Source organism: Chryseobacterium gambrini, from assembly GCF_900156825.1.
In the GTDB taxonomy this organism is placed as follows: Bacteria; Bacteroidota; Bacteroidia; order Flavobacteriales; family Weeksellaceae; genus Chryseobacterium; species Chryseobacterium gambrini.
Window position 1 is genome coordinate 365,987 of sequence record NZ_FTOV01000002.1, and the last position, 17,376, is coordinate 383,362.

A 17,376-nucleotide genomic window follows, 5' to 3' on the forward strand; every position below is an offset into this window, starting at 1 on the left:
CGGATTCCATAAAAAAATAGTCAATTTACTTTTCCAGTTGCTTATAACTTCTCTGGATGAAGTCGGTAAGCTCTTTTCCTTTCAATAAATTCTGCGAAAGTTTGGCAAGATCCAGAGCATATTTAATCAGATCTGACTTTTCCTCTGTATTTTCCGTTTTTAAAATCTGACCCGCAAGTTCGCTGTTGGAATTTACCACCAGATTATACATTTCCGGGAATCCTCCCATTCCGAACATTCCGCCGCCTCCGGTTGCCTGCATATCTTTCATTCTTCTCATAAATTCAGGTTGAGTAATGGTAAAAGGCGCATCACTGCTGTCTAAATCTTCAAGCTGAACGGTAAATTTAGTATCATTAATAGATTCTTCAACGTTTTTCTTTAACGATTCCTTTTCAGTCTCCGTTAATTTTGAAATAACAGGTTCATCTTTTTTAATCAGATTATTGATGTGATCTGCGTCTACTCTTGCAAAAGAAATTTTATCTTTGGATGTTTCCAGTTTTTGGATAACGTGAGGAATAATCGGAGAATCTAAAAGAAGAACTTCGTATCCTTTATCTTTTGCAGACTGGATGTAAGAGTGCTGTTCATCTGCATTAGAAGCATAAAGAACGACCAGTTTTCCGTCTTTATCCGTTTGAGTAGGCTTGATCTTTTCTTCCAGTTCATTCCAAAGGAAATATTTTCCGTCAGTGGTTGGATAAAGAGTGAATTTATCAGCTTTTTCTGCAAATTTTTCTTCGGTAACGATTCCGTATTCGATCACTACTTTAATGTCGTTCCATTTTTTCTCATAATCTTCACGGTTTTCGTTAATTAAAGATGCCATTTTGTCGGCAACTTTTTTCGTGATGTATGATGAAATTTTCTTCACGGCTCCATCAGCCTGAAGATAAGAACGGGAAACGTTCAGTGGAATATCCGGAGAATCGATCACGCCGCGCAGAAGCATTAAGAAATCCGGTACGATTCCTTTCACTTCATCGGTTACGAAAACCTGATTCTGGTATAACTGAATCTTATCTTTTTCAATATTTAAATTATTGTTCAGTTTCGGGAAGAATAAAATCCCCGTTAAATTGAACGGATAATCTACATTGAGGTGAATGTTAAACAAAGGTTCCTCAAACTGCATGGGATACAATTCGTGGTAGAACTTCATATAATCTTCATTCGTCAGTTCGCTTGGTGCAATAGTCCATGCCGGAGTCGGATTGTTGATAATATTGTCAACTTCTTCTGTTTCTGCAACCGCATCTTCAGGAGCATCTTCCGGTAAAGGAAGTGTATGTGTTTTTGTCCCGAATTTAATTGGAACAGGCATAAATTTGTTATACTTCAACAACAGTTCACGGATCTTTCCTTCTTCCAGAAACTCTGTAGAATCTTCTGCAATGTGAAGAATAATTTCAGTTCCTCTGTCTGTTTTATCCGTAGTTTCTTCTAAAGTAAATTCAGGGCTTCCGTCGCAGATCCAACGAACTGCAGGTTCATCTTTGTAAGATTTGGTAAGAATTTCTACTTTTTCTGCAACCATAAAGGCAGAGTAAAATCCGAGTCCGAAATGTCCGATAATTCCTGAATCTTTTGCGGTGTCTTTGTATTTTTCCAGAAATTCTTCAGCACCCGAAAAAGCAACCTGATTGATGTATTTTTCAACTTCTTCACCCGTCATCCCGATTCCCTGATCGATGATGTGAAGTTTTTTGTTTTCTTTATCTACTTTTACTTCAATCTTCGGATTTCCGTATTCCACTTTTGCTTCACCAATGCCTGTTAAATGTTTTAGCTTTAACGTAGCATCCGTTGCGTTGGAAATTAACTCTCTTAAGAATATTTCGTGGTCACTGTAAAGAAATTTTTTAATAAGCGGGAAAATATTTTCCACAGATACATTAATATTTCCTTTAGTCATAATAATTTTGGTTTTTTAATTTTCTATACTTTCTCAAAAAAAATACCGTTTTCAGGAAAGTGACATTTTGACATTTTTTCAGAATTTCTTTTAAGTGAATTTAAATTCAACTACAAAAATCATAAAGACAATTTGTAAAGCATTTATTGGAATATTTAGACTTTTAAGCAGAACAGATAGAATCTTTTGCCATTTTGTGGTTAAATAGTTTATCCTGAAAATACCTCTGCAATGAAGATTTATCCGCAAAAAGCCTTATTTTTAGTTCTTAAAATATTTAATAATGAATTTGAAAAGTGCAGTTTTGCTTCTGCTTCTCATGGCTTCGTATGTCTATGGGCAGAAAAAACCATTGGATCATTCGGTTTATGATAATTGGCAGAATATCGGAGCCAGAAAAATATCCAATGACGGAAAATGGGTAGGATATTCGGTAGATGTGCAGGAAGGAAATCCCGATCTGTATTTGCATTCGGTGAAAAATAAAAACACAAAGAAATTTCCGAGAGCTACAAAAATGGAATTTACCAACGATTCCAGATTTGCAGTTTTCCAGATCCGTCCTTTTTACAAGGATATAAAAGCCGTAAAAGATAAAAAATTAAAACAGAACAAACTGACCAAAGACACCCTCGCTGTTTTTGATTTCACTAAAGGAACGACAGAGAAAATTCCTAATGTAAAAGGATTCAAAATTCCGGAAAAGGGAGGTTCTTTCGTGGCTTATCTGTTAGAAAATATGAAAGATAAATCTTCCGACAGTGCTTCAGACAAAGATGATGACGACGAAAACAAAGATGATGATACTAAGGCAAAACCATTACAGTTGGTGATCAGAAATCTTTTAGACGGAAAAAGTACAACGTATGACAATGTAGTTCGCTATCAGTTCAGCAAAAATGGAAAACAGCTTGTTTTTGTTACAAAAAAACCGGAAGAAAAACCTAAAAAAGGGAAGGAAGAGAAAAAAGATTCATTGGAAGATAAATCTTTGGCTAAAAAAGATACGGATAAATCCAAACCTAAGAAATATACGCTTCAGACCGTTCAGGTTGTTGATCTTAAAACAGGAAACGCTAATAAAATCTCAGAAATGGAGGGAGATTTCTCACAGCTTGCATTTGATGAAGAAGGAAATCAGTTAGCTTTTGTTGGAACCTCTTCTGCACAGAATGATCTGGTTAAACTTTACCAATTGTATTATTTTAATTTTAAAGGAAATAAAAATAAAACGGTAACCAACGATCATTCTCAAATGAAGAAAAACTGGGTAATTTCTGAAAACCGTTTACCGATATTCAGTAAAAACGGAAAACAGTTGTATTTCGGGGTGGCTCCGAAACCTGTTGCAAAAGACACTACATTGATTGCAAACGATCATGCTGTGGTTGATATCTGGAATTATAAAGATGATTATCTTCAAACGGTTCAGTTAAAAGAATTGAGAAATGATCTTAAAAAATCTTATGCTGCCGTAATGCAGACCGACAAACCGGAATTTTTTACCAATATCGACGGAGAAGATCTCGATACTTTACGGCTGGTGAATGAAGGAAATGCAGAGTTTGTATTGGGAATTACAAGTGTAAACAATCGCATTCCGTCACAATGGGAAGGTTCTGAAAAGAAAACCTATTTTATTATCGACAATAAAACAGGCGAAAGAACAGAAATCATTAAAAACCTGAATGGCTCAGTTGCCGTTTCTCCGTTGGGAAAATTTGTTGTGATTTTCGACAGAGAAAAAGGACAATGGCTGAGTTATAATGTAAAAACAAAACAGACAGTACCGCTCAATAAAGATTTGTCCGTTTCTTTTGTGGATGAAGAATTCGACATGCCGGATTTTCCTAGCGCATATGGAATCGCATCTTGGACGGATAATGATGAATCCGTTATCATCAAAGAGCGATACGATCTTTGGGAGTTTTTTCCGGAAGGCTCTAAAAAGCCCAGAAACATCACCAACGGATTCGGGCGCAACAACAAGATTACTTTTGATACGTACGATTTAGACAAAGACATTAAAAGTGTAAACCGTAAAAAAACGATCTATTTATCAGCATTTGATAATGTTTCCAAAGCCAATGGGATTTTTAAAACGACCATTCAGTCAGATTCCGATCCTGTAAAAATTCAAATGGAAAATGTCTGGGGATATCGCAGTCTTCAGAAAGCGAAGAATGCAGAAGATTATATTTTAGTAAAAGAATCCTATACCGATTCTCCGAATATTTTTACGACTTCCGATTTTAAAAATCAGGAAAAATTAAGCAGCACGAATCCTCAGCAAAGTCTTTACAATTGGGGGACAAGTGAATTGGTCAATTGGAAAACTCCGAAAGGAAATTCGTCGACAGGTGTTCTCTACAAACCTGAAAATTTTGATCCTAACAAAAAATATCCAATGATTGTTTATTTCTACGAAAAACTTTCGGATAATCTGAACCGTTACGTAGCACCGTCTCCAACTCCTTCAAGATTAAATATTTCGTATTTTGTAAGCAACGGATATCTTGTTTTTACACCTGATATTTCATATGTCGATGGTTTTCCGGGAGAATCTGCAATGGAATATATCAATTCCGGTGTTGAAAAACTGAAAGAAAATTCATGGGTGAATGGTTCAAAAATAGGAATTCAGGGACAAAGCTGGGGTGGTTATCAGGTTGCGTATCTCATTGCACATACCGATATGTACGCCGCAGCATGGAGTGGTGCTCCTGTCGTGAACATGACTTCTGCATACGGCGGAATAAGATGGTCTTCAGGAATGAACCGACAGTTTCAGTACGAAAAATCACAAAGCAGGTTAGGGAAAAACCTCTGGGAAGCGCCAGAACTGTATATTAAAAATTCACCGCTTTTTACCATTGATCAAGTGAAAACTCCGGTGGTAATTATGAGTAACGACAGAGACGGAGCTGTTCCGTGGTATCAGGGAATTGAAATGTTTACCGCACTGCGCCGTTTAGGAAAACCGGCTTGGCTGTTAAATTATAATGGTGACGACCATAATCTTATAAAACGCCAGAACCGAAAAGATATTCAGATCCGCGAACAGCAGTTTTTCGATTATTATCTTAAAGATTCGAAAGCACCGGTCTGGATGACGAAAGGAATTCCTGCAACCCAAAAGGGAAAAGACTGGGGATTTGAATTAACCGATGAAAAACCTTAGTGTATAAACAAAACCTCGGCGGAGCTGAAAGCTCCGCCGAGGTTTTTTATCGCGTTATCAAAAAACTTATTTATTCTTAAGTTCCTCTTTAATTTTGTTTTCCAGTTCTTCCGCAAGTTCAGGATTGTCTTTTAAAACATCCTTTACTGCATCACGACCTTGTCCAAGCTTCGTTTCTTCGTAGCTGAACCATGAACCGCTTTTCTTTACAATTCCCTGTTCTACAGCCTGATCCAGAATTTCTCCTGTTTTGGAAACCCCTTCACCGTACATGATGTCGAATTCTGCCTGTTTGAAAGGCGGAGCAACTTTGTTCTTAACAATTTTCACTTTCACACGGCTTCCGATCGCTTCATCTCCCTGCTTGATTGGCGCACTTGCCTTTCTGATGTCCACTCTTACCGAAGCATAGAATTTCAGTGCATTACCACCCGTTGTAGTTTCAGGATTTCCGAACATTACTCCGATTTTCTCTCTCAACTGGTTGATGAAAATAACCGTACATTTTGTTCTTGAAATGGTTGCTGTTAACTTTCTTAAAGCCTGAGACATCAATCTTGCATGAAGCCCCATTTTAGAATCTCCCATTTCTCCTTCGATCTCCGCTTTTGGCGTAAGCGCAGCAACCGAGTCGATCACCACAATATCAATAGCTCCCGAACGGATCAGGTTATCAGCAATTTCCAATGCCTGTTCTCCGTTGTCCGGCTGAGAAATAATAAGGTTTTCAAGATCAATTCCTAATTTTCCTGCATATCCTCTGTCGAAAGCGTGCTCAGCATCAATAAATGCAGCAATACCTCCGGCTTTCTGAGCTTCTGCAATCGCGTGAAGCGTTAAAGTTGTTTTACCGGAAGATTCGGGACCGTAGATCTCAATGATTCTTCCTCTCGGATAACCACCCACTCCAAGAGCGATGTCCAATCCTAAAGATCCTGAAGGAATCACCTCAATTGTGTTGTCTACAGAACTGTCTCCCAACGTCATCACAGTTCCTTTTCCGTATGTTTTATCTAGTTTGTCCAGCACCAGAGCCAGTGCTTTTTTCTTATCGTCTATGTTACTCATCTGATGTTTAAATAATTTATCAAAAATACAAAAATTTACGCTCAAAAACTAATCTTTTATACCATTAAAAGTTGTTTTTATAGTTAAAAAAACATAAAATTCAGATGCGTATCAAAAAGAAAAACGGAATCTTTAAAACTTTTGTTTTATCCTTTTTCAGGAGCTTTTTCGCGCTTTCCGCTGCAATCTTTTTTTTCAAAAAAGGATTTTCGCTGCAATCTCGGCTAGGATAGAAGCCATCAAATAAATTGCAGTCTTTGCAGTAGATTTTTAATGGAAATTAGAATTTTGGGTGATGCTGAGATAATCGCTCAAGACTTTCATCTGATCTTTGTTACCTTTTTTTATTCTGGCTTTACGGCTTACGAGTCGGTCAACAATTTTGGTAATCATTCTTTTCGTCACCGGAAAAGCCTTTCTGTTGGAAACTTCCGGAATCTTCAGTCTTTTGCACACTTCATCATCCAGCAAAAACCATGTACAGCAGATGTGGAGATAACGGAGATTTTTTCTCTGGAAACTGTATTTCAGGATCGGGTTTTCCAGCGATTCGTTCAGAAGAGAATGAGCCAGCAAAACAGAATCTTCATCCGCAGAAGGCTGAACCGAAGTCCACAGATAAAAATACTGTGTTGCCTGTACTTTATCATTCGGTAAAAGATCCTCAGGAATTCCTAAAAGATAGCCAACATATTTCCAAAGGTGGAAAAGCCCTTTTTCTTCCTCTTCAGAGAACGTGTTTCCCAGTTTATGCAGACTGTGCATAAAAACAAGACTGAAACCAATATATGTTGCCATCATATCCCACGAATTAATGGGTTCTCCCCAGTTTTCCGTGTCCCATTCTTTATAATATTTTTTAATGGAAACTCTTGCGTAAGAATGGATAAGCCGGGTTTTTATGGCAAATTCATATCCTTTTTTATGAACTTCCAAAGCATCATATCGGGTAACATTTACCCAGAAATCAAGCGTTTCAGAAAGTCTTTTTACAGCACCTTTCTTTAAGGCTTCCGTTGCAATAAGGGGTTTGTTGAGGTAAGCATAATCATAACCTCCGATCAGGCAGTAATCGCGAAGAGAGATCAGAGAATCCACATTGCTTCTCATGCAGAGTTCTGCACCGCTTTTAATCAGATCATAATCCAGCCAGTCAGGAATTTTCTGAGTCTGCAGGAAAAGCTGTTTTACACTTTCCGGAACATCATCGTTCTCCGAAACGCCATTTCGGATGTAGCCTTCAATTTCTCTCGAAGCTTCATGAAATTTTTGAGTGAGATAAACGTCTTTTACAACCTGATCGCCGACTTCATCCACATCATAAAAATAAGATGAAAACTTTTCAAAATCTTTAAAACCGACTTCTGCTCCAGAAAAATCAAGAAGCTGCTTTCCGTTGCCTTTCGTCCAGAAATCTTTAAAATGCTGCGAATCTTTAAAGCGTGGCTGTAACATTACTCTATCCATTGAAGGCTAAAGGTACAAGTTTTGCGCCGCAATTCCAGAGTGAGATTTATCAGGGAAATACAATTCATAATTTACAATTCACCATTCATCATTCACTTTTGACATTATATCAATCCCCATTCAAAAGCCTTTTTTAACAGTTCTTTACTGTTTCTGGAGCTTGTTTTGGCTAAAATATTCTTCCGGTGAGTACGAACCGTATGTTCCGATAAAATCAGCATTTTTGAAATTTCCGGTCCGGAATGTCCTTTAGCGATAAGTGAAAGAATTTCGGTTTCTCTTTTGGTTAAATTAATTTCCGAGTCGTTTTTTAAGGCAGGATTTTCAATTTTAATCTGAATGAAATCGTTCCGGTGACCAATTCCCGTAATCAGAACAGTATGCGGATTCTGTTTTGTGATATGATGGATATTGGTATGGATATTAATAGACTGAACCAGATTTTTATCCTCATCTTCCCACGTAAGAACCGCCTGATGATGAAAAAGCTCGTAATTTCCTGAAGCGGTTTTCATTCTGAAACAATAGCTGGGTTTAAGAAAAAGCTGATGTTCCTTTCCGATTTTCATTAAAATTTCCACGACTTTCTGTTCCGCTTTGGTAATAAACTCAATATCATCGGGATGAACCAGATCTATTACGTCTTTTAAATTCTGCGGATATTCCTTTAAACCATGAATCTTCAGGATATCAGGATGATGGTTAGAAATGGCACTGTTGGTGAGGTTTAACACATAATAATAAAATTCCCCGATGGCAAACATTTCGCCGATGATGCGTTCAATAGGAGGAATATTAGAGATGTGCTTCTCTTTTCTTCCTACCCCCGAATAAGAGTTCCAAACCTCTACCAAAGGATGTTTTTTCTCCGAATGATCCATAAAAAAGATTTGTAACTAAAAATAGTTAAAGTTTTCTTTAAAATACCTCAAAAGGGGGATTTTTTTATATCAATAAAATTTGAAAATTTGCGCATACCATTAATCATGAAAACTCATTCTAAAAATGTTCCGCTTTTCGGACTTATGTTTTCCTATTTGTTCATGACAAAACTTTATACAATATCACTAATATGTCAGAAATAGTTTAGAATTTTCTGTTAGCTGTTTGAAAATGATAAACTGGAATCCTCTGTAATTTTGCAGAGGATTCATTATTTTAGTGTAAAGATTTTTTCTGAAAAAATTTAATTACCGGAGTTTATCTGTCCGGTCCGCGATAACCGAACAATTCATAAATATAAAAACCCAAAATAAGGGCGTAAAATACTGAAGCAACTGTAAGAATAAGAACAACAATGTTATTTTTGGTTTGTTTGGTAAAAAATTTAATAAATCCATACGATATTATTCCCAATCCGACTGCGAAAAGATAGAATATATGCCCTGAATAGATAAGTTGTAACCCCCATAGAATACCCCCAATAGTTCCGCCAATAAATCCCCCGAGAATACTTCCGATGTATGTACTTGTTTTTATTTCTACGTCTTTTTTCTCAGCTTCTATTCTGCTGCTCACAAGGTCTGTAATTTCCTGAATTTCTTCTGTGGACAGTATTTCAGAATGTATGATTGAATTAATATCATTTTTAGTATTTCCTTTTTTATAGAGCTGATTTATTTTATCATAAACTCGTTGCTTTTCTTCTTCTTTTTCAACCAGTTTATAATATCTTTCCTTCAGAGAGCTGAAGCCGCCTCTTTCTTCTACCACTATTTCAAGCGCTTTTTTCGCGTCTTCGGTATATCCGTTTGAATTCAGATAGACATTCATAAGCTCCGAATCGGAATATTTAGAATATCTTTCAATAAGTTCATCCAGCATGTTTACTAATTTTAAGCGGTTAATTTAACCAAAAAAACCTTCCGATCCGGAAGGTTTTCATATTTTAAGCTGATACTTTATTAGTTAGATAAAGAAGCAGCGTGGATCAGCATATCTACTAACTTGTTAGAATACCCCATTTCGTTGTCATACCAAGAAACAAGTTTTACGAAGTTTGGAGAAAGCATAATTCCTGCATCTTTATCGAAGATTGAAGTTCTCTTATCTCCTACGAAATCCTGAGAAACTACAGCATCTTCAGTGTATCCAAGAATACCTTTCAATTCACCTTCAGAAGCAGCTTTAATAGCAGCACAGATTTCATCGTAAGAAGTAGCTTTTTCTAATCTTACAGTAAGGTCAACTACAGAAACGTCAACAGTGGGTACTCTGAAAGACATCCCTGTTAATTTTCCGTTCAATGAAGGGATTACTTTTCCTACTGCTTTTGCAGCACCTGTAGAAGAAGGGATGATGTTGTTTAAAGCAGCTCTACCACCTCTCCAGTCTTTCATTGAAGGACCGTCAACCGTTTTCTGAGTAGCCGTTGTAGCGTGTACCGTAGTCATTAAACCTTCTACGATTCCGAAGTTATCGTGGATCACTTTTGCTAATGGAGCCAGACAGTTGGTTGTACAAGAAGCGTTTGATAAGATTTTGATATCATCTGTAAGTTCTGTGTGGTTTACACCCATTACAAACATTGGCGTATCATCTTTAGAAGGAGCAGAAAGAATTACTTTCTTTGCACCTGCAGCAATGTGTTTTGCAGCACTGTCTTTATCTAAAAATAAACCTGTAGATTCTACAACGTAATCTGCACCTACTTCGTTCCATTTCAAATTGCTTGGATCTTTCTCAGCAGTAACTCTGATTCTTTTTCCGTTTACTACAAGGTCATTACCTTCTACAGAAACCTCACCCGGAAAAACTCCGTGTACAGAATCATATTTAAGCATATAAGCCATGTATGTAGCATCGATAAGGTCGTTAATTCCTACTACTTCGATGTTATCTCTTTCAGTCATTGCTCTGAAAACAAGACGTCCAATTCTACCAAACCCGTTGATACCTACTTTAATTGTTGACATAATAGTTTGTTTTAAATTATATTAAATATTAGATTGCTAAAATTTCTGAAATCAGTAAAAGATCTTTATTAATTTCGTTGTGTTTTTTAATGGCCTCTTCAATCGGAGTGTATACCAAATCATTGGAACGCATTCCTGCCATTACGTTGGTTTGCCCTTCCATTAATCCTGTTACGGCTCCAAAGCCCAGTCTGCTTGCTAACACTCTGTCTGCACAGCTTGGAGAACCTCCTCTTTGCATGTGTCCCAATATTGCGACACGAATATCATAGTCCGGGAATTCCTTCTTTGTTTTTTCCGCAAGTTCATACACGTTGGCTAATTTCTCACCCTCTGCAACGACAACTATGCTTGAAGCTTTTCCTGTTTTTTCTGCACTTCTGAAATTGGCAAAAAGTTCATCGATGCTGTCTTTTTTCTCGGGAATCAAAATATCCAGAGCACCGGTTGCCAGTCCACTGTTCAAAGCGATAAAACCTGCATCACGACCCATTACTTCCACAAAGAAAACCCTGTTGTGGGAAGTTGCCGTATCGCGGATTTTATCAATCGCTTCCATTGCAGTATTCAAAGCCGTGTCATAACCAATGGTGTTATCCGTCCCGAAAATATCATTATCAATCGTTCCCGGAACACCGATTACACGGATGCCGAATTCTTCGTTGAAGATTTTCGCTCCTGTGAAAGTTCCGTCTCCCCCAATACAGACCAAACCGTCAATGCCATATTTTACACAATTGTCATAGGCTTTTTGACGACCTTCTTTGGTTCTAAATTCCTGGGATCTGGCAGATTTCAGAATAGTTCCGCCCTGATTGATTATATTTTTTACGGAACGAGGTCCCATTTTAAGGAAATCATCGTTGATCAAGCCATTATAACCTTCTCTTACTCCGTAACATTCTATTTTATAATAATTTGCGGTTCTTACTACCGCCCTTAATGCTGCATTCATACCCGGAGAATCTCCTCCTGAAGTAAGAACTGCAATTTTTTTTACAGCACTCTCTTTCATCTAGTAAAAAATTTCGAACACAAATTTACAAAAACAAGTTCAGATAATCGTAGTAACTTAAGAAGAGTTTTGCATATAAATGATTAAACCTGAATAAAATTTATCGGTTTACAAAAAAATATCAATGTTTTTGAATGAAAATTATCGAGATGAAAATTAATTTAATGCTTTTCGGTAAGATATTTCCAGTATCTTCTCGGAACGTGCTGAATATGAAGCTTCATATTTTTTCTCTCCACAATATTGGTTTTTGTGAAATACCTTTGCCAAAGCGTCTGATAATTTTTTTCTTCATCGTGAAACTTCTGCTGATAGCGGTTCAGATCTATTTTTTCATCGGGATAGAAAAAATCGCAGGTTTCCAAGTCGTACAGAATTCCGTAATTTCTTCTCAAATCATAAATCATCCATTTCTGATCCTGATAACGGTCTTTAAAATGTTTCCGGATTAAAGGCAGTACATTAAAATCCGGATCTATTTTAGCGAAGAAAACACCGTCCTGCATTTTTTCGAATCGTACAAAAGCCGTCATTCTGTGTCTTTCCCGACTGACGGATTTACAGATTTTAGAAATCTTCAGAATGTCATTGTCTGCGTAATTTTTCAGAATATTTTCATCAGGATGTTTTACAGATTGCTTTACGGCAGACAAAATAAGCTGTTCCAGTTCAGGATCTTCAGATAAATAAACCTTCAGAAGTTCGTGAATTCCTGCTTTTTCAATATTCTGTTCTAATTTGTTTAAAACCCTTTCAGATTTATCATTTTGAGTAATAACCTCATGAATTTCCGCAAAGATATTTTCCTGATGAAATCTTTCCCTGCTTACAATTTCCACATCCTTATACTTATACTCGAAAACTTCGAATACAGCGGTTAAAAGTCCGTCGAAACTGCCGTCGTAGAGTAGGGTAGTCATTTGAATTTGGAAGGGAGTGTTTAGTTTGTAATCTTGTGTTATTATGTTGATGTTATTTCATTATTTATAATATTTTGCTACAGGAAAAATTTCGGAATATCTCTGCTTCCGTGCAAAACTCTCACAATTCTGATATGATGATCTAAAATCCTGTAAAAAATAACGTGATTGTCTTTCGGAAAGCTATATAAACCTTTTTTTATTTCATCTCGCTTTTTGCCTAAATGTGGATTTAAAAATAAATTTTGAAAAATTTCTTCAATTTCCAAAAGATATGTTTCTGTTTGATTAAATCCAAATTCATTCAAAGTATAATCAAAAATATCTTCCAGATCTTTATCCGCAATTTCCGATAAGATATAGGTTTTCTTAGACATTGCTGATTGTATTCTTTTTAGCCTGAATAATATCTTTTACAGAACGAGAGCTTTCAACATCATTCCAACCTTTTTCTATTTCAGCTTTTAAATCCTGAATCACACGGTGCCGATAAACTTCATGAAGCCGCAATGCATCACGTACAACTTCACTGGCATTCTGAAAATCACCGGATTCTATTTGCTTTGAAATATATTCTTCCTGCTTTTTTGTGAAACTGACATTCATAATAAATTCTTTCTTCGAAGTTATAAATTATATCCAAATTTAGCAAATATGGATATTGAAAATTATTTTCTCCGTTTTAAGATAAGATCAAAGGATTGAATTTAAAACAATGTCAATTGCTGCGAAAACTGATTATGAAATTTCGAAGAACTTCCGCCAATCAGCAATTTCTTAAGATTTTGATTCGTTAGATATTTTAAAAAGGAGTTTCCTGCGTTAAAATCAATGAAATATTTTGCGCGGTTTACTGCCGCTCCCAACTTTTTAAGATGATCCATATTCAGAACCTGAAAACGTCTTGCACTTACAATTTTCTGTGCTGTTTTTACTCCAATTCCCGGAATTCTCAAAATCATCTGATAATCCGCAGTTTGAAGATTAACAGGAAACTGATCTAAATGTCGCAAAGCCCAGCTTAATTTGGGATCGACTTCAAGATCTAAAAAAGGCATATTCGGATCCAGTATTTCTTCTGCTTTAAAACCATAAAAACGCATCAGCCAATCCGACTGATACAAACGGTTTTCACGAAGCATCGGAACTTCAGTCGTAAGAGCAGGTAATCTTTTATCTTCCAAAACAGGAACATAACCGGAATAATACACTCTTTTCAGACTGAAATTTTTATAAAAATGATCGGCAACTTTAATGATCTGTAAATCATTTTCATTCGTAGCACCGACAATCATTTGGGTAGATTGTCCTGCAGGAGCAAATTTTGGTGTTTTCCGGAAAAGTTTTTTCTCATCTTTATATTGTGCAATCCCGTTCTGGATATATTTCATCGGATTAAGCATATCCTGCCTGTTTTTTTCAGGAGCCAGCAATTTCAGTCCGCTTTCGGTTGGGATTTCAAGATTTACAGATAAACGGTCGGCGTACAAAGCTGCTTCCTGCATGAGTTCATCACTTGCTCCGGGAATCGATTTTAAATGAATGTAACCGTTGAAATTTTCTTCCAGACGTAATTTTTTCGCGACACGAACCAGACGTTCCATGGTCGTATCTGCATTTTTAAAGATTCCTGAGCTTAAAAACAAGCCTTCAATATAATTTCTGCGGTAAAAATTGATCGTTAAATCTACCACTTCCTCAACGGTAAAAGCAGCTCTTTTAATATCATTTGAACTTCTGGAAACACAGTAAGCGCAATCGTAAATGCAGTGATTTGTCAATAAAATTTTGAGAAGAGAAACACATCGTCCGTCTTCCGTATAGGTATGGCAGATTCCGCTTGCGGAACTGTCTCCCAAAGCCCCTTTTTTGTTCTTTCTCGAACCACCGCTTGATGAGCAGGAAACATCATATTTCGCTGCATCGGCAAGGATTTCAAGTTTTTCTTTCAGGCGGTCAAAATTCATTTTTATTCTTTTTTTACCATTTTTTTATTAACACATAATTCACATCAGCTTCTAACAAAATACTTTGAAAATATTTAGATCTCATAAGAAAGAAAATCAAAGATTTTAAAAACTAAAGTGTTCTTATTTTTTGAATTATTTAATTCTAATATAACTTATGGGTTAAAAAATCAATTTTAATTAAGTTTAAAATTTTATATTTTCCGTTCAAATTTAATTCCAAAATTGATAAATGTCAATCTTTTTTGATAGAAGTTATCAACAGTTTAAAGTGACAAATTTAGTATATTTACGCTCATTAAATTTATGTTATGAATCATAAACCCGTTGAAGGTTTTTCCAAATTAACAAAACAGGGGAAAATCGACTGGCTCGTAAACGAGTATCTTGAAGGAAACGAAGAATATCAAAATATATTAAACCAATACTGGAACGAAAATGCTGATTTGCAGAAGCTTCACGACGAATTTTCTGAAAATACCATTTCCAATTTCTATATGCCTTACGGAATTGCTCCGAATTTTCTCATCGACGGAAAACTGTTTGCGCTTCCGATGGCAGTGGAAGAAAGTTCTGTAGTGGCAGCAGCTTCCAAGGCAGCAAAATTCTGGATCGATAAAGGTGGTTTTAAAACAACGATCATCAACAACGAAAAACTAGGGCATACCCACTTTATTTTTAATGTTGAATCTCATAAGCTGCTTCATTTTTTTAATTTTAAACTGAAGAAAAAATTACTGGAAGCTACTGAAGATATCACAGCGAATATGAGAAAGCGCGGTGGTGGAATTTTAGACATCAAATTGGTTGATAAAACATCTGAAATGCCGAATTATTATCAATTGAAAGCAAGTTTCGACACCGTAGATTCGATGGGGGCCAACTTTATCAATTCCTGTCTGGAACAGTTCGGAAAAACATTGAAGCAGGAAGTGGCTACAAGTGAAGATTTTTCTCAGGAAGAAAAGAATTCTTTACAGATCGTAATGAATATTCTGTCCAATTTTACTCCGGATTGTATCGTAAGAGCTGAGGTTTCCTGCAAAATCGAAGATCTGAAAGACGACAGTGGAATTTCCAATGAAGAATTTGCATGGAAATTCAAACAGGCGGTAACGATTGCTGAAATTGAGCCTTTCCGTGCGACCACTCACAATAAAGGAATTATGAATGGAGTAGATGCGGTTGTAATTGCAACAGGAAACGATTTCCGTGCAACAGAAGCCTGTGCTCATGCCTACGCAGCGAGAAACGGAAGATATTCTTCTCTGACCCACTGTACAACAGACAACGGTATTTTCAGATTCTGGATCGATCTTCCGATTTCGGTAGGGGTTGTTGGCGGTTTAACGAATCTTCATCCGTTGGTAAAATTCTCTTTAGCACTTCTCGGAAAACCTTCTGCTCAGGAACTTATGAGTATTTTGGCGGTTTCAGGATTAGCTCAGAATTTTGGAGCATTACGTTCTTTGGTGACAACCGGAATTCAGAAAGGGCATATGAAAATGCATCTTTTCAATATTCTGAATCAGTTTAACGCAACCGAGGAAGAAAAACAGCATTTCGTAACTTATTTTAAAGATAAAACGGTGACACATCATGAAGTAATTAATGAGTTTAATAGATTAAGAGATAAAAACTAATATAATGAAATTTAAAAAATACCTGATTGCTTTTGCAACAATTATTTCTGTAACATCATTCGCTCAAAATACAAGGTCTACTTTACAAAAAACAGTCAATAAAATATATACTGACATACGAGATGAATGTGGTAAAGATTTAGATTTACTGAATGTAAAATATGAAGCAATCGAAAAAAAATCTCCAGAAAGAAAGCTGTCACAAGCTGATATAAACGAGTATTCTAAGCAATTTGATGCATTAAAAATTTCATATAATCAATGTGTAACTAAAAATCAATCCATAAAAATTGAAAAGCTAAAAGCTTTATTGGCAAAGGTTGAAGAAGAAAATAAAAAAGAATATATCCCATCAAAAAATATACTTCAATCTACTCTGCAACCTTTTTCTCAAGATATCATTCGCAAAAAAATGGTCAATATGCTTGCAGGACATGATCTTTTTGAAGGTCTTGATGTCAATTTACAACTTAGGCTTAGTTTTGTTTTGGATATAGATGGTTTGATGAAAGAAGTTAAGATCACGGGAACAGATAATGAGGAGATTATACTGTTTACAACTTTGAGTTTTTATTCGATTACAGAGGTTTTTCAACCTAAGTTATCAGATGGAAAGCCTGTACGATCACCATACACTATGCCCTTAACTTTTATGGCAACAGAATAAATTTAGCAAATATTAAAGCATTATAAAATGAAAACAATCACTTTAGTCTTCGGAGCTGTCTACGGAATGTTATCTGTAATTTTAGGCGCTTTCGGAGCACACGCTTTAAAGAAAATATTATCTGTGGAAAGACTGGAAAGTTTTGAAACAGGCGTGAGATATCAAATGTATGCTGCATTTTTTCTATTAATTGCAGGTTACATTTTAAAATTTGAAACCAAAACCGAAAACTGGATTTCTTGGTTGATGATTTTCGGAACAATGATTTTTTCTTTCAGTATTTACGGATTGAGTATGCAGGATTATTTCGGGATGAATCTGAAATTTCTCGGACCGATCACTCCGCTTGGAGGATTACTGATGATTCTGAGCTGGACGTTGCTGATCTTTTACTTCGTGAAGATGAAAGTTTAAAAATAAAGAAACTTCAGTTTGGGATAAAATGTAATGAATCGCAAGGTTAGACAAGGGGTTTAATTCTTCATTTTTCAGATATTTAAGTTAAACGAAGGCGTAAAACTTATCAAAGAAATACAAAACTTTGTATTTCATTACTAAACGAAGTGCCTTTGTTTTTGTTAAAATAATTCCAAAAAATGAAATTTCTTTGTATTC

General features: G+C 36.0%; 15 protein-coding genes. 4 read left to right on the top strand and 11 right to left on the bottom strand.

Going from position 1 to position 17,376, the window contains the following annotated elements; translation table 11 throughout:
* Positions 1–25: 25 nt before the first annotated feature.
* Complete coding sequence (gene htpG, locus BW951_RS05270; protein ID WP_076390819.1) at positions 26–1,918, bottom strand: molecular chaperone HtpG; 1,893 nt, start codon at positions 1,916–1,918, stop codon at positions 26–28.
* Positions 1,919–2,201: 283 nt separating this feature from the next.
* On the opposite strand from htpG, the gene BW951_RS05275 reads away from it, so the two are divergent.
* The gene (locus BW951_RS05275; protein WP_076390820.1) at positions 2,202–5,099 is read left to right on the top strand and encodes a S9 family peptidase; all 2,898 of its coding nucleotides are present in this window, start codon (positions 2,202–2,204) and stop codon (positions 5,097–5,099) included.
* A gap of 66 nt (positions 5,100–5,165) precedes the next feature.
* Here BW951_RS05275 and recA read toward each other — a convergent pair whose 3' ends face one another.
* From recA to BW951_RS05325, 10 genes are all read right to left on the bottom strand, one after another.
* Complete coding sequence (gene recA, locus BW951_RS05280; RefSeq protein ID WP_076390821.1) at positions 5,166–6,167, bottom strand: recombinase RecA; 1,002 nt, start codon at positions 6,165–6,167, stop codon at positions 5,166–5,168.
* Positions 6,168–6,437: 270 nt separating this feature from the next.
* Positions 6,438–7,622: an oxygenase MpaB family protein gene (locus BW951_RS05285; RefSeq protein WP_228427502.1), complete on the bottom strand. Its 1,185-nt coding sequence runs from the start codon at positions 7,620–7,622 to the stop codon at positions 6,438–6,440.
* A gap of 116 nt (positions 7,623–7,738) precedes the next feature.
* Positions 7,739–8,515: a response regulator transcription factor gene (locus BW951_RS05290; RefSeq protein WP_076390823.1), complete on the bottom strand. Its 777-nt coding sequence runs from the start codon at positions 8,513–8,515 to the stop codon at positions 7,739–7,741.
* Between the two features lie 319 nt (positions 8,516–8,834).
* Positions 8,835–9,458: a hypothetical protein gene (locus BW951_RS05295; protein WP_076390824.1), complete on the bottom strand. Its 624-nt coding sequence runs from the start codon at positions 9,456–9,458 to the stop codon at positions 8,835–8,837.
* 80 nt (positions 9,459–9,538) lie between these two features.
* Complete coding sequence (gap, locus tag BW951_RS05300; RefSeq protein ID WP_076390825.1) at positions 9,539–10,549, bottom strand: type I glyceraldehyde-3-phosphate dehydrogenase; 1,011 nt, start codon at positions 10,547–10,549, stop codon at positions 9,539–9,541.
* Between the two features lie 28 nt (positions 10,550–10,577).
* The gene (pfkA, locus tag BW951_RS05305; RefSeq protein WP_076390826.1) at positions 10,578–11,564 is read right to left on the bottom strand and encodes a 6-phosphofructokinase; all 987 of its coding nucleotides are present in this window, start codon (positions 11,562–11,564) and stop codon (positions 10,578–10,580) included.
* Positions 11,565–11,725: 161 nt separating this feature from the next.
* A complete protein-coding gene (locus tag BW951_RS05310) occupies positions 11,726–12,484 on the bottom strand; it encodes a TIGR03915 family putative DNA repair protein (RefSeq protein ID WP_076390827.1) in 759 nt (252 codons plus the stop codon).
* Between the two features lie 77 nt (positions 12,485–12,561).
* Entirely contained in the window at positions 12,562–12,861 is a 300-nt protein-coding gene (locus tag BW951_RS05315; protein WP_076390828.1) for a type II toxin-antitoxin system RelE/ParE family toxin, read from the bottom strand.
* Positions 12,854–13,090 (bottom strand): type II toxin-antitoxin system ParD family antitoxin, encoded by a 237-nt coding sequence (locus tag BW951_RS05320; protein WP_076390829.1) that lies wholly within the window; start codon positions 13,088–13,090, stop codon positions 12,854–12,856. The genes BW951_RS05315 and BW951_RS05320 overlap by 8 nt, the downstream gene beginning before the upstream one ends.
* A gap of 101 nt (positions 13,091–13,191) precedes the next feature.
* On the bottom strand, positions 13,192–14,451 hold the full coding sequence (locus BW951_RS05325; protein ID WP_076390830.1) for a putative DNA modification/repair radical SAM protein: 1,260 nt from the start codon (positions 14,449–14,451) through the stop codon (positions 13,192–13,194).
* 311 nt (positions 14,452–14,762) lie between these two features.
* Between BW951_RS05325 and BW951_RS05330 the strand changes: the two genes are divergently transcribed.
* Genes BW951_RS05330 through BW951_RS05340 form a run of 3 tightly spaced genes read left to right on the top strand, consistent with a single transcriptional unit; the run spans position 14,763 to position 17,175 of the window.
* Entirely contained in the window at positions 14,763–16,094 is a 1,332-nt protein-coding gene (locus tag BW951_RS05330) for a hydroxymethylglutaryl-CoA reductase, degradative (RefSeq protein ID WP_076390831.1), read from the top strand.
* A gap of 4 nt (positions 16,095–16,098) precedes the next feature.
* The gene (locus BW951_RS05335) at positions 16,099–16,761 is read left to right on the top strand and encodes an energy transducer TonB (RefSeq protein ID WP_076390832.1); all 663 of its coding nucleotides are present in this window, start codon (positions 16,099–16,101) and stop codon (positions 16,759–16,761) included.
* Between the two features lie 27 nt (positions 16,762–16,788).
* Complete coding sequence (locus BW951_RS05340; protein WP_076390833.1) at positions 16,789–17,175, top strand: DUF423 domain-containing protein; 387 nt, start codon at positions 16,789–16,791, stop codon at positions 17,173–17,175.
* Positions 17,176–17,376 lie beyond the last annotated feature (201 nt).

Excerpts from the sequence above, each read along its gene's own strand:
- BW951_RS05310 (WP_076390827.1), bottom strand. The coding sequence starts at position 12,484 with ATGACTACCCTACTCTACGACGGCAGTTTCGACGGACTTTTAACCGCT.
- BW951_RS05330 (WP_076390831.1), top strand. The coding sequence starts at position 14,763 with ATGAATCATAAACCCGTTGAAGGTTTTTCCAAATTAACAAAACAGGGG.
- BW951_RS05295 (WP_076390824.1), bottom strand. The coding sequence starts at position 9,458 with ATGCTGGATGAACTTATTGAAAGATATTCTAAATATTCCGATTCGGAG.
- recA (WP_076390821.1), bottom strand. The coding sequence starts at position 6,167 with ATGAGTAACATAGACGATAAGAAAAAAGCACTGGCTCTGGTGCTGGAC.
- BW951_RS05285 (WP_228427502.1), bottom strand. The coding sequence starts at position 7,622 with ATGTTACAGCCACGCTTTAAAGATTCGCAGCATTTTAAAGATTTCTGG.
- BW951_RS05325 (WP_076390830.1), bottom strand. The coding sequence starts at position 14,451 with ATGAATTTTGACCGCCTGAAAGAAAAACTTGAAATCCTTGCCGATGCA.
- htpG (WP_076390819.1), bottom strand. The coding sequence starts at position 1,918 with ATGACTAAAGGAAATATTAATGTATCTGTGGAAAATATTTTCCCGCTT.
- BW951_RS05290 (WP_076390823.1), bottom strand. The coding sequence starts at position 8,515 with ATGGATCATTCGGAGAAAAAACATCCTTTGGTAGAGGTTTGGAACTCT.
- BW951_RS05335 (WP_076390832.1), top strand. The coding sequence starts at position 16,099 with ATGAAATTTAAAAAATACCTGATTGCTTTTGCAACAATTATTTCTGTA.
- pfkA (WP_076390826.1), bottom strand. The coding sequence starts at position 11,564 with ATGAAAGAGAGTGCTGTAAAAAAAATTGCAGTTCTTACTTCAGGAGGA.
- gap (WP_076390825.1), bottom strand. The coding sequence starts at position 10,549 with ATGTCAACAATTAAAGTAGGTATCAACGGGTTTGGTAGAATTGGACGT.
- BW951_RS05340 (WP_076390833.1), top strand. The coding sequence starts at position 16,789 with ATGAAAACAATCACTTTAGTCTTCGGAGCTGTCTACGGAATGTTATCT.
- BW951_RS05320 (WP_076390829.1), bottom strand. The coding sequence starts at position 13,090 with ATGAATGTCAGTTTCACAAAAAAGCAGGAAGAATATATTTCAAAGCAA.
- BW951_RS05275 (WP_076390820.1), top strand. The coding sequence starts at position 2,202 with ATGAATTTGAAAAGTGCAGTTTTGCTTCTGCTTCTCATGGCTTCGTAT.
- BW951_RS05315 (WP_076390828.1), bottom strand. The coding sequence starts at position 12,861 with ATGTCTAAGAAAACCTATATCTTATCGGAAATTGCGGATAAAGATCTG.